13 protein-coding genes are annotated in these 14,574 nt (G+C 70.2%); 5 read left to right on the plus strand and 8 right to left on the minus strand.

The annotated features are described in order from the left end of the window. Nucleotides 1–62: 62 nt before the first annotated feature. From HNR02_RS19535 to HNR02_RS19545, 3 genes are read right to left on the minus strand one after another with little or no spacing between them, the layout of a single operon-like run. Nucleotides 63–1,223 (minus strand): thiolase family protein, encoded by a 1,161-nt coding sequence (locus tag HNR02_RS19535; protein WP_179774589.1) that lies wholly within the window; start codon nucleotides 1,221–1,223, stop codon nucleotides 63–65. After that, nucleotides 1,224–2,273, minus strand: a complete 1,050-nt coding sequence (locus tag HNR02_RS19540; RefSeq protein ID WP_179774590.1) for a thiolase family protein — start codon at nucleotides 2,271–2,273, stop codon at nucleotides 1,224–1,226. Between the two features lie 12 nt (nucleotides 2,274–2,285). Beyond that, nucleotides 2,286–3,245, minus strand: coding sequence for a Zn-ribbon domain-containing OB-fold protein (locus HNR02_RS19545; RefSeq protein WP_179776006.1), 960 nt, complete (start codon nucleotides 3,243–3,245; stop codon nucleotides 2,286–2,288). 87 nt (nucleotides 3,246–3,332) lie between these two features. On the opposite strand from HNR02_RS19545, the gene HNR02_RS19550 reads away from it, so the two are divergent. Continuing rightward, the gene (locus HNR02_RS19550; RefSeq protein WP_179774591.1) at nucleotides 3,333–4,886 is read left to right on the plus strand and encodes an acyl-CoA synthetase; all 1,554 of its coding nucleotides are present in this window, start codon (nucleotides 3,333–3,335) and stop codon (nucleotides 4,884–4,886) included. Between the two features lie 60 nt (nucleotides 4,887–4,946). Here HNR02_RS19550 and HNR02_RS19555 read toward each other — a convergent pair whose 3' ends face one another. Then, nucleotides 4,947–5,735, minus strand: a complete 789-nt coding sequence (locus HNR02_RS19555) for a crotonase/enoyl-CoA hydratase family protein (protein WP_179774592.1) — start codon at nucleotides 5,733–5,735, stop codon at nucleotides 4,947–4,949. A gap of 67 nt (nucleotides 5,736–5,802) precedes the next feature. On the opposite strand from HNR02_RS19555, the gene HNR02_RS19560 reads away from it, so the two are divergent. Continuing rightward, nucleotides 5,803–7,419 carry an acyl-CoA synthetase gene (locus tag HNR02_RS19560; protein WP_179774593.1) on the plus strand — a complete coding sequence of 539 codons (1,617 nt, stop codon included), beginning with the start codon at nucleotides 5,803–5,805 and terminating at the stop codon, nucleotides 7,417–7,419. A gap of 11 nt (nucleotides 7,420–7,430) precedes the next feature. Continuing rightward, complete coding sequence (locus tag HNR02_RS19565; protein WP_179774594.1) at nucleotides 7,431–8,537, plus strand: NAD(P)H-dependent flavin oxidoreductase; 1,107 nt, start codon at nucleotides 7,431–7,433, stop codon at nucleotides 8,535–8,537. Here the strand turns inward: HNR02_RS19565 and HNR02_RS19570 are convergent. The 3 genes from HNR02_RS19570 to HNR02_RS19580 are packed head-to-tail and all read right to left on the minus strand — an operon-like array spanning nucleotide 8,498 to nucleotide 11,832. Further along, complete coding sequence (locus HNR02_RS19570) at nucleotides 8,498–9,742, minus strand: APC family permease (protein ID WP_179774595.1); 1,245 nt, start codon at nucleotides 9,740–9,742, stop codon at nucleotides 8,498–8,500. The two genes, HNR02_RS19565 and HNR02_RS19570, sit on opposite strands and share 40 nt — an antisense overlap. Before the next feature lie 10 nt (nucleotides 9,743–9,752). Beyond that, complete coding sequence (locus HNR02_RS19575; protein ID WP_179774596.1) at nucleotides 9,753–10,268, minus strand: RipA family octameric membrane protein; 516 nt, start codon at nucleotides 10,266–10,268, stop codon at nucleotides 9,753–9,755. Between the two features lie 7 nt (nucleotides 10,269–10,275). Next, a complete protein-coding gene (locus tag HNR02_RS19580; RefSeq protein ID WP_179774597.1) occupies nucleotides 10,276–11,832 on the minus strand; it encodes a hypothetical protein in 1,557 nt (518 codons plus the stop codon). Nucleotides 11,833–11,891: 59 nt separating this feature from the next. Here HNR02_RS19580 and HNR02_RS19585 point away from each other — a divergent pair, with 59 nt between their 5' ends. Both HNR02_RS19585 and HNR02_RS19590 read left to right on the plus strand, forming a co-directional pair. Next, on the plus strand, nucleotides 11,892–12,407 hold the full coding sequence (locus HNR02_RS19585) for a hypothetical protein (RefSeq protein WP_246338596.1): 516 nt from the start codon (nucleotides 11,892–11,894) through the stop codon (nucleotides 12,405–12,407). A 17-nt stretch (nucleotides 12,408–12,424) separates the two neighbouring features. Next, nucleotides 12,425–12,862, plus strand: a complete 438-nt coding sequence (locus HNR02_RS19590) for an SRPBCC family protein (protein ID WP_179774598.1) — start codon at nucleotides 12,425–12,427, stop codon at nucleotides 12,860–12,862. Nucleotides 12,863–12,900: 38 nt separating this feature from the next. Here the strand turns inward: HNR02_RS19590 and HNR02_RS19595 are convergent, their stop codons facing one another. Further along, nucleotides 12,901–14,562, minus strand: a complete 1,662-nt coding sequence (locus HNR02_RS19595; protein WP_179774599.1) for a fumarate hydratase — start codon at nucleotides 14,560–14,562, stop codon at nucleotides 12,901–12,903. Nucleotides 14,563–14,574 lie beyond the last annotated feature (12 nt).

Genomic DNA, 14,574 nt, shown 5'->3' on the forward strand with positions numbered 1-14,574 from the left:
CCGGTGTCAGGCGACGGGATGACCACCCAGCTCTGGGTGTTACTGCAGCTCGCGGGCGCTCGCTAGGGTTTGCCTGCTCCGACGACCCACATCGCGTAGTACTGGGAACCGCCGCCGTAGGCGTGGCCCAAGGCGCGTCGTGCGCCGTCGACCTGGTAGTCGCCTGCCCGGCCCATCACCTGCTTGGCCGCTTCGGAGAACCGGAGCATCCCGGACGCGCCGATCGGGTTCGACGACAGCACCCCGCCGGACGGGTTGACCGGCAGACGGCCGCCCAGCGCGGTGTCGCCCGCCTCCGTCAGTTTCCAGCCCTCGCCCTCCGGCATGAATCCCAGGTTCTCCAGCCACATCGGCTCGAACCAGGAGAACGGCACGTAGATCTCGGCGGCGTCTATTTCGGACAGCGGGTCGGTGATCCCGGCGTCGCGCCACAGCGCGGCCGCAGCGTCGCGCCCGGCCTGCGGGTTGACCTGGTCGCGGCCGGCGAAGGTCGTCGGCTCGGTGCGCATCGCTGTCGAGTGGATCCACGCCGCGCCGCCCTCGACCGCGTCACCGGCCTTCTCGTCACCGATCACCATCGCGCAGGCGCCGTCCGACGACGGGCAGGTCTCGTCGTAGCGGATCGGGTCCCACAGCATCTGGGAAGCGCGGACCTTGTCGACCGTGATGTCGGCCTGCCGCAGGTGCGCGTACGGGTTCAGCGCCCCGTTGCGCCGGTCCTTCGCCGCGACGATCGCGCCGGTGTGCTCGGGCGCGCCCGACCGCCTGATGTACGACCGTACGTGTGGCGCGAAGTACCCGCCCGCACCGGCGCCGACGGGCATCGTGAACGGCGGCGTGATCGACAGCGCCCACATCGCGTTGGACTCGGACTGCTTCTCGAATGCCACCGTGAGCACGCGCCGGTGGATGCCGGACTGCACCAGGCTCGCCGCGACCAGTGCCGTCGATCCCCCGACGGAACCGGCGGTGTGCACGCGCAGCAACGGTTTCCCGGTCGCGCCCAGCGCGTCGGCCAGGAACAGCTCGGGCATCATCACGCCCTCGAACAGGTCCGGCGCCTTGCCGATGACCACCGCGTCGATCTCCGGCCACCCGACCCGCGCGTCGGCCATCGCGCGGTCGATCGCCTCGCGCAGCAGGCCCGGCATCGACACGTCGGTCCGCTTGGCGCGGTGGTGGGTCTGCCCGGTGCCGAGCACCGCGGCGAGCTGCTTCGCCATTCATGCCTCCAGGACGGCGACGAGGTTCTGCTGCAGGGCCGGGCCGCTCGTCGCGTGCGCGAGCACCTTGCCCGCCCGGCCGGTGAGGATCTGGTCGGCGGCTTCGCCGATGCGTGCCAGCCCGGCCGAGAACATCGGGTTCCCGGTGAGGGCGCCGCCCGAAGGGTTGACACGCACATCGTCGCCGAGGCCGAGCGCGGTCCGCAGGATCAGTTCCTGGTGCGTGAACGGTGCGTGCAGCTCGGCGACCTCCACGTCGCCGGTGCCGACCGCGCGGCCCGCGGACTCGGTGGAGGGGGAGCGGGTCAGGTCGCGGGCGCCGAGCACGGGCGTGTCGACGCGGTGCTCGATACCGGTGATGACCGCGGGCCGCTCGGCGAACTCGGTCGCCCGTTCGGCGGCGGCGAGGATGATCACCGCGGCACCGTCGGTCACCGGTGCGATGTCGTGTACCCGCAACGGATCGGCGACGTAGGGCGCGTCCAGCAGGTCGGCGACCTCGGTGCTGCCGGACACCTGCGCGTGCGGATTGCGGGCGGCGTCGGCACGGCTGCGGGCGGCGACCTCGGCGAGGTCCTTCTCGCTCCACAACCCCGCGTCCAGGCCGAGCCGGGCCTGCAGGCCGGCGATGCTCACCGAATCCGGCCACAGCGGGGCGACGGTGTACGGGTCCAGCTGCAGCGCCATCACGCGCCGCAGGTTCCCCGCCGAGGACTTGCCGAAGCCGTACACCAGCGCCGTGTCGACCTCGCCGGTGCGGATCTTCAACCACGCCTCGTACAGCGCCCACGCCGCGTCCATCTCGACGTGCGACTCGTGGATCGGCGGGAACGCACCGATCGCGTCCACCGCGGAGATGAACGAGAACGCGCGGCCGGCCAGGTAGTCCGACGAACCGGAACACCAGAAACCGATATCGGACTTGGACAGCCCGGTCTGCTCGTAGACCTGGGCGAAGATGGGCACGAGCATTTCCACGCCGTTCGTGGTGCCCGGCGTCTCGCGCACGTTCGGGGCCTGGGCGAACCCGACCACCGCGACGTCTCGCATGGCAGTTCCCCTCTACAGGTGGTGGGCGAAGGACTCGTAGGGCGCGTCCGGCTCGCCGGTCGGCTCGAAATGGCTGATGTTTTCCAGGCTGGTCCACCACTCGTCGCGGGGTTTCCAGTTCGCCCGCACGCGCATCCCCATCCGCACCTCGGCGGCGTCGCAGCCGAGGACGAGGTGCAGGAACGCGATGTCGGCGCCGTCGAGCAGGATGTAGGCGGCGACGTAGGGCGGTTGGATCTTCTGCCCGAGGAACGGCACGTTGACGATGCAGAACGTGGTGACGGTCCCGGTGTCCGGCAGCTCCACCTCGTCCACCGTGGGCACCCCGTCGGTCGGGCAGGCGCCGCGCGGCGGGATGTAGACCTTCTCGCACTTCGGGCAGCGCTGGGCGATCAGCCTGCCCTCGGCGAGCCCGCGCAGGTAACGGCTTTCCTCCGGGGAAGCGGAGTGCTCGTAGTGCAGCTTAATCGGCGTGACCACCACACCGTCCTTTTCGGACTTCGGTGGTGGCGCGGGCGACGGCCCGTCCTCGGCGCCGACAGGCACGAAGTAGGCGATGTCCCGGATGTGCCCGGCGGGGTCGTCGGTCCAGCGCACCCGCACGCGCATCCCGGTGCGCATGTCGGCCGGGCCCGCGACGTGCACGGCGTGCAGCATGGCGGTGTCGGCGCCGTCGAGCCGGATCAGGGCCCAGGCGAACGGCGTGGTCAGTGGCTGGCCGTCGAGCGGTTCGGGGATCCATGACCAGGTCAGCACGGTGCCCTCGTCGGACACCGGCACGAACTCGGTGAGCGGCGCGGCGTCGACCGGGTCGTACTCCACCGGGGGCACGTGCACGCGGCCGTCCGAGCCGCGGACGCCCTCGATGCGACGCTCGCGCAACCCGGCGGTGAACCGGCCGAGCACGGGCCCGAGGGAGCGGGTGTAGTCGAAGGCCAAATCCAGCGGTGCGGACAGCGGTGTACTCACGATTCGAAGTGAAACACGTTCTCGATCTCGCGGCAAGACGCTCCGCCCGACGGTTGCGAGTCGAGTGGAACAAGTTCTAGATTTGCGGGTATGACCACTGCACTGGAGACGATCGGCCTGTGGAACATCGCGTCCGCGCAGCCGGACCGGACGGCGATCGTGAACCCCGACGGCAGCGAGGTCGGCTACGGCGCCCTCGCCGACAAGGCCAACGCCTACGCGCGCGGTCTGCGCGAGCTGGGCCTGGACACCGGCGACGCCGTGGTGGTGCTCCAGCCCAACAGCGACGAGCTCCTCGCGGTGTACTTCGCCGCGCTGCAGACCGGGCTGTACGTCGTGATGGTCAACTGGCACCTGGTCGGGCCCGAGGTCGCCTACATCCTGTCCGATTCGGGGGCGAAGGCGTTCGTCGCGCACGAACGGTTCGCCGACGTCGCGATCGCGGCGGCGGATGAGGCGGGGCTGCCCGCCTCGGGGCGGTTCGCGGTGGGCCGGATCGACGGCTTCCGCGACGTGGGCGAGCTGGGTGCCGGCGGCAGGGGCCGGCCGGAGGTGCTGACCGCCGGATCGCCGATGCTCTACACCTCCGGGACGACGGGGCGGCCCAAGGGCGTGCGGCGCCCGCTCAGTGGCGCCGACCCGGACAGCGTGCCCGGCGCATCGACGTGGTTCTTCGGCATTTTCGGGCTGAAACCGTTCGACGACCACGTGCACCTGTGCGGCTCGCCGCTCTACCACACGGCGGTGCTGAACTTCGCGTCGATCTCGATCCAGCTGGGGCACACGGCCGTGCTGATGGACCGGTGGGACCCGGAGGAGATGCTGCGGCTGATCGAACGCCACCGGGTCACGCACAGCCACATGGTGCCGACGCAGTTCCGGCGCCTGCTGGCCCTGCCTGACGAAGTGCGCGCGAAGTACGACCTGTCCTCGCTGCGGAACATGATCCACGGCGCCGCGCCCTGCCCGCCCGAGGTCAAGCGGCGGATGCTGGAATGGTGGGGCCCGGTGGTGACCGACTACTACGCCGCGACCGAGGGCGGCGGCACGATGATCACCGGCGAGGAATGGCTGCGCAAACCGGGCTCGGTGGGGCTGCCGTGGCCAGGGTCCGTGGTCAAGATCCTCGACGACGACGGCAACGAGCTGCCCGCGGGGGAGCCGGGCGCGGTGTACATGCAGATGGGGTCTTCGACGTTCGAATACCACAAGGACGCGGAGAAGACCCGCAAGGCGCGGGTCGGGAACCTCTTCACGCTGGGCGACGTGGGATACCTGGACGAGGACGGCTACCTGTTCCTGCACGACCGCAAGAACGACATGATCATCTCGGGTGGGGTGAACATCTACCCGGCGGAGATCGAGAACGAGATGGTCATGCACCCCAAGGTCGTGGATGTGGCCGTGTTCGGCGTGCCGCACGAGGACTGGGGTGAGGAGATCAAGGCCGTGGTGCAGCCCGCGCCCGGAGTCACGCCGGACCAGAGCCTCACCGATGAGCTGCTGGAGTGGGTGCGGGGGCGGCTGGCGAAGTTCAAGCTGCCGCGCAGCATCGACTACGCCGAGGAACTCCCTCGCGACCCGAACGGCAAGTTGTACAAGCGAAAGCTGCGGGATCCCTATTGGACGGACCGCAAGATCTGACCCGCACGTCCCCCGATGTGGCATTGGTGGCGTTGAGCGCTACCAATGCCACATCGGGGGCTACCGCCCTTCGAAGCGTGGCTTCCGTTTCTCGGTGAAGGCCCGGGGGCCTTCCTTGGCATCCGCCGACTGGAAAACCTTCAACCCGTACTGCGCCTCGACTTTGAAGGCATCTTCCTCGTGCATCCCTTCCGTGTCACGGATCGTGCGGAGGATCGCCTGCACCGCGAGCGGGCCGTTCGCGGCGATCATCTCCGCCAGTTCCAGCGCGCGGTCCAGTGCCGTGCCGTCCGGGACGACGCTGCCGATCAGGCCGATCTCCTTGGCTTCCGCGGCCGACAGGTGACGTCCGGTCAGCAGGATCTCCGCGGCGAGCGTGTACGGGATCTGCCGCGGCAGGCGCACCGCCGAACCGCCCATCGGGAACAGGCCCCAGCGGGCCTCGGACACGCCGAACCGGGCACTCTCGCCCGCCACGCGGATGTCGGTGGCCTGCAGGATCTCCGTGCCACCGGCGATCGCGGCGCCTTCGACCGCGGCGATGAGCGGCTTGGTCAGCCTGCGGCCCTTGAGCAGGCCCTCGATCCTGCTCGGATCGAACGTGCCCTTCTCGTAGGAGTCCGCGGGCGAGTTGCGGCTCATCGACTTCAGATCGGCCCCGGCGCAGAACGCGCCACCCGCGCCGGTGAGCACGCACGACCGGATTTCCGGATCGTTGTCCACCCGGTCCCATGCCTCGACCAGGATCGCCATCATCTCGCCGCTGATCGCGTTGCGGACTTCCGGGCGGTTCATCGTCACCACGAGCGTGTGCGCGCGTTGGTCAACCAGGGCGTGCGGCTGTGTCATCGGTACCTCCAGTCCGGTGCAGTCCGGCGCCATTGCCCAAAACGATAACATGTTCTACTTTGGCTGAGTGGCATACAACATCGCGGATCTGCTCGAGCACGCCGTCGACGCCGTGCCGGATCGCCCCGCGGTCGTCTGCGGGCAGCGGCGCCTGACCTACGCCCAGCTGGAGGATCGGGCCAACCGGCTGGCGCACCACCTCGCCGCGCAGGGAGTCGGACCCGGCTCCCACGTCGGCGTCTATTCCCGCAACTCCGTCGAAACGATCGAGGCGATGTTCGCCGCGTACAAGCTGCGCGCCATCGCGGTCAACGTGAACTACCGGTACGTCGAGGGCGAGCTGGAGTACCTGTTCACCAACGCCGACCTCGTCGCGCTGGTGCACGAGCGCAAGTACGCCGACAAGGTCGCCGCCGTCCTCCCCAAGACCCCGAAACTGAAACACGTACTAGTGGTCGACGACGACAGTGGAGCGGACTTTTCCGGCTACGGCGGCGTCGACTACGAGCAGGCGCTGGCGGCCCAGTCTCCCGACCGGGACTTCGGCGAACGCAGCCCGGACGACATCTACATCGTCTACACCGGCGGCACCACCGGTTACCCGAAAGGCGTCATGTGGCGCCACGAGGACGTGTGGCGCGCGCTCGGCGGCGGCATCGACTTCGTCACCGGCGAGTACGTGCCGGACGAGTGGACGATGGCCGAGCAGGGCAAACAGGGTGCGATGGTGCGGCTGCCCGCCGCGCCGCTCATCCACGGCGCCGCCCAGTGGGCCGCGTTCGGGGCGATGTTCGCCGGTGGCACGGTCGTGTTCGTCCCGCAGTTCGATCCGCACGAGATCTGGCGCGAGATCGAGCGGCACCAGGTGCACGTGCTGACGATCGTCGGTGACGCGATGGCGCGCCCGCTGCTCGACGCCTACCACGAGGGCGGCTACGACGCGTCCTCGCTGGTCGCGGTGTCCAGCCACGCGGCGCTGTTCTCCCAGCCGGTCAAGCAGGAGTACCTGAGCAACTTCCCGAACCTGGTGCTCACCGACGCGATCGGCTCGTCGGAGAGCGGCTTCACCGGCATCGGCATGGTCGCCAAGGACGCCGACCACTCGGCGGGCCCGCGCGTGAACTTCGGCAAGGACGCCGTCCTGATCGACGACGACAACCGGCTCGTCGAGCGCGCGCCAGGGTCGACCGGGCGGATCGCGCGCCGCGGGCACGTGCCGCTGGGCTACTACAAGGACCCCGCCAAGTCCGAGACGATCTTCGTCGAGATCGACGGCAAACGCTACGTCGTGCCCGGTGACTGGGCCCGCTACGAGGAGGACGGCACGGTCACCCTCCTCGGCCGCGGCTCGCAGTGCGTCAACACCGGTGGCGAGAAGGTGTTCCCGGAAGAGGTCGAAACCGCGCTGAAATCGCATCCGGACGTGTTCGACGCGATCGTCGTCGGCGTGCCGGACGAGCGGCTCGGACAGCGCGTCGGCGCGATCGTCCAGCCCCGCGCGGGTGTCACGCCCGACCTCGGCGCCATCGAGGCGCACGTGCGCACCCGGGTCGCCGGCTACAAGGTGCCGCGCAGCGTGTGGCTGGTCGGCGAGATCGGCCGCCTGCCCACCGGCAAACCCGACTACCCGTGGGCCGCGCGGCACGCCGCCGATCACGAGCCCACCGAACCGCAGAAGGCCTGAGGAGACAGTAGATGCGCACCGCGCTGTGCGAAACGTTCGGCATCCGCTACCCGATCATCGGGTTCACTCCGTCGGAGCACGTGGCCGCGGCGATCAGCAAGGCCGGTGGACTGGGCGTGCTCGGCTGCGTCCGGTTCAACGACGCGGCGGAACTTGACCGGATACTGGACTGGATGGACGCGAACACCGACGGCAAGCCCTACGGGGTCGACATCGTCATGCCCGCGAAGATTCCCACCGAGGGTGCCGCGGTCGACCTGTCGAAGATGATCCCGGACGAGCACGTCGCGTTCGTCGAACGGACCCTGCGTGACCTGGGTGTGCCCGAACTGCCGGAGGACACCGAGGAACGCGCCGGGGTGCTCGGCTGGCTGCACTCGGTGGCCCGTTCGCACGTCGAGGTCGCGCTGAAACACCCGATCAAGCTGATCGCCAACGCGCTCGGCTCGCCGCCGGTCGACGTGATCGAGCAGGTCCACGAGCACGGGGTGCCGGTCGCGGCGCTCGCGGGCAAGGCCGGGCACGCGGTGCGGCACGTCGACAACGGCGTGGACTTCGTGGTGGCGCAGGGGCACGAGGCCGGCGGGCACACCGGCGAGATCGCCTCGATGGTGCTGCTGCCCGAGATCGTCGACGCGGTCGGTGACCGGGCGCCGGTGCTCGCGGCGGGCGGGATCGGCTCCGGCAGGCAGGTCGCGGCGGCGCTCGCGCTCGGCGCGTCGGGCGCGTGGACGGGCTCGATCTGGCTGGCCACCGAGGAGTACCTGCACACGATGCCCGAATCGGCCGCGATGCAGGAAGCGCTGGTCAGCGCGTCGTCGTCGGATACCGTGCGGACCCGCATCTACACCGGAAAGCCCGCGCGGCTGCTCAAGACCCGCTGGACCGAGGCGTGGTCGGCCCCCGAGGCGCCGGAGCCGCTGCCGATGCCGCTGCAGAACCTGCTGGTCAGCAAGGCACACAACCGCATCCACGCGGCGAACGACCCCACGGTCGTCTCGATGCCGGCGGGTCAGATCATCGGCCGGATCGACCGGGTGCGGCCGGTCGCGGAGATCATCGCCGAGATGGTCACCGGCTACGAGGAGACGTTGTCCCGCCTGGACAAGACGAGGTAGGCGAGCGCGCCGACCGCCAGCACCACGACACCGCTGATCACCGACGACAGCGGCAGGCTGAACGCGAGCACGACGCACCCGGCGAGGCCCACCGCGGGCACCACCCGCCGGGTGCGCAGCGTCCAGGCGCTCGCGTTCGCGACGGCGTAGTAGGTCAGCACCGCGAACGAGGAGAACCCGATCGCGCCACGCAGGTCCGTCACCAGCACCAGCGCGGCGACCACGATCCCGACGGTGACCTCCGCCCGGTGCGGCACGGCGAACCGCGGGTGCACGGCCGCCAGTGCGGCGGGCAGGTGACGGTCACGGGCCATCGCGAACGTCGTGCGTGACACGCCGAGCACCAGCGCCAGCAGCGAACCCAGCGCGGCCAGCGCCGCCCCGGTCCGGACCACCGGGGTCAGCGCGGACCACGACGTCCCGCTCAGCGCGGCCGCGACCGGGTCCGAAGTGGACGCCAACCCGTCCGGGCCCAGTTGCAGCAGCAGGAAAACCGCCACCACCGCGTAGACGATGAGCGTGATGCCGAGCGCGACGGGAATCGCCAGCGGGATGGTGCGCGCGGGGTCGCGCACCTCCTCGCCGAGCGTGGCGATCCGCGCGTATCCCGCGAAGGCGAAGAACAACAACCCGGCCGACTGCAGGATCCCGCCCGCGTCCCCGCCGAGCACGAGCCGGTCCGGCGACGGGTCACCGGTCACCGCGATCCCCAGCACCGACCCGGCGAGCACGACGAGCGTGATCGTCACGATGACCTTCGTGACCGTCACCGACCGCTGCACGCCGCGGTAGTTCAGGGCCGTCAACGCCAGGACGGCGGCCGCCGCGATCAGCGACTGCCCGAACCGTCCCGCACCCGGCGCGGTGTAGGTGGCGACGGTCAGCGCCATCGCCGCGCAGCTCGCCGTCTTTCCGGTGACGAACCCCCAGCCGGCGAGGTAGCCCCAGAACTCGCCGAGCCGTTCGCGCCCGTACACGTAGGTGCCGCCGGAGGCCGGGTGGCGCGCGGCGAGCCGGGCCGACGAGGTCGCGTTGCAGTAGGCGACGACGGCGGCCAGCGCCAGCCCGATCAGCAGCCCCGAACCGGCGGCCCGCGCGGCGGGCGCGAACACCGCGAACACGCCGGCCCCGATCATCGATCCCAGCCCGATGACCACCGCGTCGCCGGTACCCAGCCGCCGTTTCAGCTCTGTCACAGCGGTCATCCTGCCTGATTCAGGACACGGCGAGCGCGATCACCACGAGAACGTAGGTCAACGCGAAGATGACGGGAATCCACTGCTCGACGTGGGAGAGCGGGACGTACCGGCGCCAGTCCCTGCCCTCGCCGAGCGCCGTCCACTCGGCGCGGGAGTAGGCGTAGGCGGGCAGGCGCTCCTCCATCGCCCCGATGACCGCGTACTTGGCGGAGTTCAGCTGGCGGTAGGACCGCACGATGAGCAGCCACGCCGCACACTCGCCGAGCAGGATCACCAGCCCCACCAGCAGGACCCACACGGAGACGTCGGTGAGCTTCGCCCCGCCCGCGAGACCGACGAACGCGGCGCCGACCGCGGTGTTGACGGTCAGGAAGAACGTGTTCGTGAGGTTGCGCCGGGCGCTGACCCGGTCAGCCATCTCGACGCAGATCTTGTACTGCTCCAGCACCGCGTTCTGGTACTTCTCACCCTCGGGCGCGTAGTCCCGCGGACGCACGGCCTCGTTCCACAGCTTCGCGCTGAGATCGGTCATGCCCCGATCATCGTGGCTGCGGGTCCACCGCGTCCAGGCGGGCCCGCGTCCGGGGCAGCCGCGAAACGGCAGGTTCGAGAGCCGCCTCCCGCAGTCGCTCGACCAGCCGCATCAGCAGCGGGGTGTCGCGCACGGTCCGTCCTTCGAGTGTGGTGCCGTCGAGGCGGTGCGGGAAGTCCGCCAGGACGGGGTGATCGGGCGTGAGCGGCTCGCCGGCCCGGCGCGGCAGGTAGATCTGCGCGAACGGGTCGCGGTTCGCCTCCTCCATCAGGATGAGCGTGTCGTCACACCGGCCGCGGGCGGTCAGCTCGCCGAGCTCGCGGGCAAGCGAGGGCGTCAGTTCGTCGGCCCACACGATGATCTGGTCGGCCACCGCGATCAGGCTGCGCACGGTGTCGAACCACGACGCGGTGGGCAGGTACAGCCGGTGGGGCGCGACGAACCCGCCGTACCAGTTGTTGACCTCGAGCTCGCCCGCGGTCGTGCTCGCCACCTGCACCAGCGGCACCCCGCCCGCCAGCTCGGTCAGGACCCCCTCGGACTTGCGGTGGGTGAGGATCTGCACGTGGTCCCCGCCCTCCTCGCCCCGGACGAACTCGGAGTCGGAGATCCCGGACCGTTCGGTGAGTTCGAAGTTGCGCAGCAGCAGCACGAACGGCTGCCCGGAACACACCCAGGCGCGCACCGCCCCGGCCGAGTTCACGTGCGCCTGGCGGGCCGCCTCGACGAGGATCTCCATCCGGTCGCCGGGGTGGAAGTGGCGCTGGCGCTCCAGGTAGGCGAGCTGGAACTCCGGATCGCCGATGTGCAAGCCGTCGAGCAGGCCGGGTGCGTTCCCGGCCACCGCCAGCCAGCGCTCCAGCTCGGACCCCGCTGCCGGACGGTCGTCACCGAAACGGCGCACGATCTCGGCGTACGCCTCGCGGGCGGCGGCCTCGTCGCCGCTCTGCAGGGCCGCGGCGGCAGTGTTCGTCCAGCCCTGCGCGGCCCGCTCACGCAGCTCCGGATCCGCACTCGCCGACCAGCGCTCCGCGATCTCCCGCCACAGCCGCCGCACGTCGACGATCTTGTTTTCGCGCGGCCCGGCGGTCTCCCCGCGCAGGTGGGCGACGTGGACGAGCGCCTGGCACACCGCGCGCTCGACCTCGGCGGGCGCGTCCGGCGCGGCCTGGTCGACCACCGCGCGCAGGACCTCGCGTGCGAGCTCGTTGTCGGCGGTGTTGCGCACGCCCAGCGCGAAGCAGTCCTCCGTGAGCGTCGAGACCATCCGGCGGACCACCCCCGGGTCCGGATGCCGGATGTAGGTCTCGCCCAGCCAGCGCAGGAGGACGAACGCCTCCGTGGTCATCTCACGCTCGGCCATGCCCAGCGCCATCTCGAACACGAACAGGGCGTGCCCGTCGGCGTCCGAGGCCCCGGTGAGTTCCGGGCCGAACAGCCAGCCGTGGAATCGCCGGTCACCCTCCGCCGGTGACACGCCCTCGCGGAACCCCAGCCACCGCTGGAGCACCGACTCCGTCAACCCGGCCCGGTCGAATCCGGTGCCCGCCCAGTGATCCCCCATGGCCGATCACTATCCCACGCCGATGCAACCCCGTGGCGGCTTCGTTCCGTCTCGTGACCATGAGGTGGAAAGCAACGATGTGCGGGCTGGGCCTCGTCCTCGTGGCGGCCACGGCCTGCGGCGAGCAGACCGACAGCGTCCAGCCGGGGGCCGGGGGAGGACAGCCCACCAGCAGCGAGGCCGCCCCCACCGCGCCGGGCGTCCCGGCGACCGAGCTGCCCCCGGTGATGCCCGGCGGGCCACGGCAGATGCAGCCGCCGGACGGCGCCGAGCAGGTGCCCGCCGCCCGCGTCGACGCGACGGTCCTGCCCGCCGACTTCCCGCGCGAGGTGTTCGTCAGCGCCGACGGCAGGCAGGTCTTCATCCGGGCCGAAGAGGGCGGATGCGGGCGCGCCGCCGCCGAGGTCACCGAGCAGACGGACACGCGGGTCGTGATCAACCTGGTGGAGAACAAGACCCAGCAGGCGGGCCAGATGTGCACCATGGACATCCGCTACCCGGTGGTGTCGGCGACCCTGTCCGAGCCCCTGACCGAGCGGACCGTCGTGCTCGAGTCGGCGAAACGTGGTTACTGACCGGTAGTATCCGGCGCATGAAGAAACGCCAGGTCTGCGCCACACGTACGGTCGCCGCGCCGCCGGAGAAGATCTTCGAGCTGCTCGCGGACCCGTCGAAGCACCCGCTGATCGACGGGTCCGGTTCGGTCCTCGCCGCGCAGAGCGGCGGGCCGGAGCGGCTGACGCTCGGAGCGCGCTTCGGCATGGACATGAAGATGGGCGCGTCCTACAAGATCCTCAACACGGTGGTCGAGTTCGAGGAGAACCGGCTGATCGCGTGGCGCCACTTCAACGGCCACCGCTGGCGCTGGCAGCTGCGGCCGATCGAGGACGGGGCCACCGAGGTCACCGAGACCTTCGACTGGTCGACCGCGCGCATCCCGGTCCTGATCGACCTGAGCTTCTTCCCGCGCAAGAACAAGCAGGCCATCGACAAGACGCTCGACCGGCTCACCAAGTTGTTCCAGGCGTGAGAAAGGGGCGCCACCCGCGTGGGTGGCGCCCCTTCGCGTCAGGAGCGGAAACTGATCTGCAGCACCGGTTCCGAGGTCTCGGCGAAGAAGTCGTTGCCCTTGTCGTCGATCACGATGAAGGCGGGGAAGTCCTCGACCTCGATCTTCCACACGGCTTCCATCCCCAGCTCGGGGTACTCCAGGACCTCGACCTTCTTGATGCAGTCCTGCGCCAGCCGCGCCGCCGGGCCGCCGATCGAGCCCAGGTAGAAGCCACCGTGCTCCTGGCAGGACGCCGTGACCTGCTTGGACCGGTTGCCCTTGGCCAGCATCACGAACGACCCGCCCGCGGCCTGGAACTGCGCCACGTAGGAGTCCATCCGGCCCGCCGTCGTCGGCCCGAAGGACCCCGACGCGTAACCGTCCGGGGTCTTCGCCGGGCCCGCGTAGTACACCGGGTGGTCACGCAGGTACTGCGGCATCTCCTCGCCGGCCTCCAGCCGCTCCGCGATCTTCGCGTGCGCGATGTCGCGTGCCACGACCAGCGGGCCGGTCAGCGACAGCCGGGTCTTGACCGGCAGCGACGCCAGCTGCGCGCGGATCTCGTCCATCGGCCGGTTCAGGTCGACCTGCACCACCTCGTCGGACAGATCCTCGGTGGTCACCTCCGGCAGGAAACGGGCCGGATCGCGCTCCAGCTGCTCGATGAACACGCCGTCGGCGGTGATCTTCGCCTTGGCCTGGCGGTCCGCCGAGCAGGACACCGCGATGCCGACCGGGCACGACGCGCCGTGCCGGGGGAGCCGGATCACCCGCACGTCGTGGCAGAAGTACTTGCCGCCGAACTGCGCGCCGATCCCGAACTGCCGGGTCATCTCCAGCACCTGCTGTTCCAGGTCGGTGTCCCGGAAGCCGTGGCCCAGCGCCGAGCCCTCCTGCGGCAGGTTGTCCAGGTAACGGGCCGAGGCGAGCTTGGCGACCTTGAGGTTGTACTCGGCCGACGTGCCGCCCACGACGATCGCCAGGTGGTAGGGCGGGCAGGCCGCCGTACCCAGGCCGCGCAGCTTCTCGTCCAGGAACTTCGCCAGCCGCTTCGGATTCAGGACGGCCTTGGTCTCCTGGTAGAGGAACGTCTTGTTGGCCGAGCCACCGCCCTTGGCCATGAACAGGAACTCGTAGACCGGGTCGCCGGTGCCATCCTTGTGGAACAGCTCGATCTGCGCGGGCAGGTTCGTGCCGGTGTTCTTCTCGTCCCAGAAGTTCACCGGCGCCATCTGCGAGTAACGCAGGTTGAGCTCCTGGTAGGCGTCGAAGATCCCGCGGGCCAGCGCCTCCTCGTCGTTGCCGCCGGTCAGCACACCCTGGCTGCGCTTGCCCATGACGATCGCGGTGCCGGTGTCCTGGCACATCGGCAGCACACCGCCAGCCGAGATCGCCGCGTTGCGCAGCAGGTCCATCGCGACGAACCGGTCGTTGCCGCTGGCCTCGGGATCGTCGACGATCGCACGCAGCTGCGCCAGATGCGACGAGCGCAGCAGGTGCTGGATGTCGGTGATGGCGGTGCGGGCCAGCTTCGTCAGCGCGCCGGGGTCGACCTCCAGGAACTTCCGTCCGGCGGCCTCGACTACCCGGACACCCTCGTCCGTCACGAGGCGGTACTCGGTCTCGTGATCCGGACCGAGCGGCAGCACATCGGTGTACTGGAAGGTGGTGGTGGTCACTCGGGCTCCCTT

Source organism: Amycolatopsis endophytica (assembly GCF_013410405.1).
GTDB lineage: Bacteria > Actinomycetota > Actinomycetes > Mycobacteriales > Pseudonocardiaceae > Amycolatopsis_E > Amycolatopsis_E endophytica.

Coding starts and splice junctions, on each gene's coding strand:
- HNR02_RS19535 (WP_179774589.1), bottom strand. CDS start 1,223: ATGGCGAAGCAGCTCGCCGCGGTGCTCGGCACCGGGCAGACCCACCAC.
- HNR02_RS19540 (WP_179774590.1), bottom strand. CDS start 2,273: ATGCGAGACGTCGCGGTGGTCGGGTTCGCCCAGGCCCCGAACGTGCGC.
- HNR02_RS19550 (WP_179774591.1), top strand. CDS start 3,333: ATGACCACTGCACTGGAGACGATCGGCCTGTGGAACATCGCGTCCGCG.
- HNR02_RS19555 (WP_179774592.1), bottom strand. CDS start 5,735: ATGACACAGCCGCACGCCCTGGTTGACCAACGCGCGCACACGCTCGTG.
- HNR02_RS19565 (WP_179774594.1), top strand. CDS start 7,431: ATGCGCACCGCGCTGTGCGAAACGTTCGGCATCCGCTACCCGATCATC.
- HNR02_RS19570 (WP_179774595.1), bottom strand. CDS start 9,742: ATGACCGCTGTGACAGAGCTGAAACGGCGGCTGGGTACCGGCGACGCG.
- HNR02_RS19575 (WP_179774596.1), bottom strand. CDS start 10,268: ATGACCGATCTCAGCGCGAAGCTGTGGAACGAGGCCGTGCGTCCGCGG.
- HNR02_RS19580 (WP_179774597.1), bottom strand. CDS start 11,832: ATGGGGGATCACTGGGCGGGCACCGGATTCGACCGGGCCGGGTTGACG.
- HNR02_RS19585 (WP_246338596.1), top strand. CDS start 11,892: ATGAGGTGGAAAGCAACGATGTGCGGGCTGGGCCTCGTCCTCGTGGCG.
- HNR02_RS19590 (WP_179774598.1), top strand. CDS start 12,425: ATGAAGAAACGCCAGGTCTGCGCCACACGTACGGTCGCCGCGCCGCCG.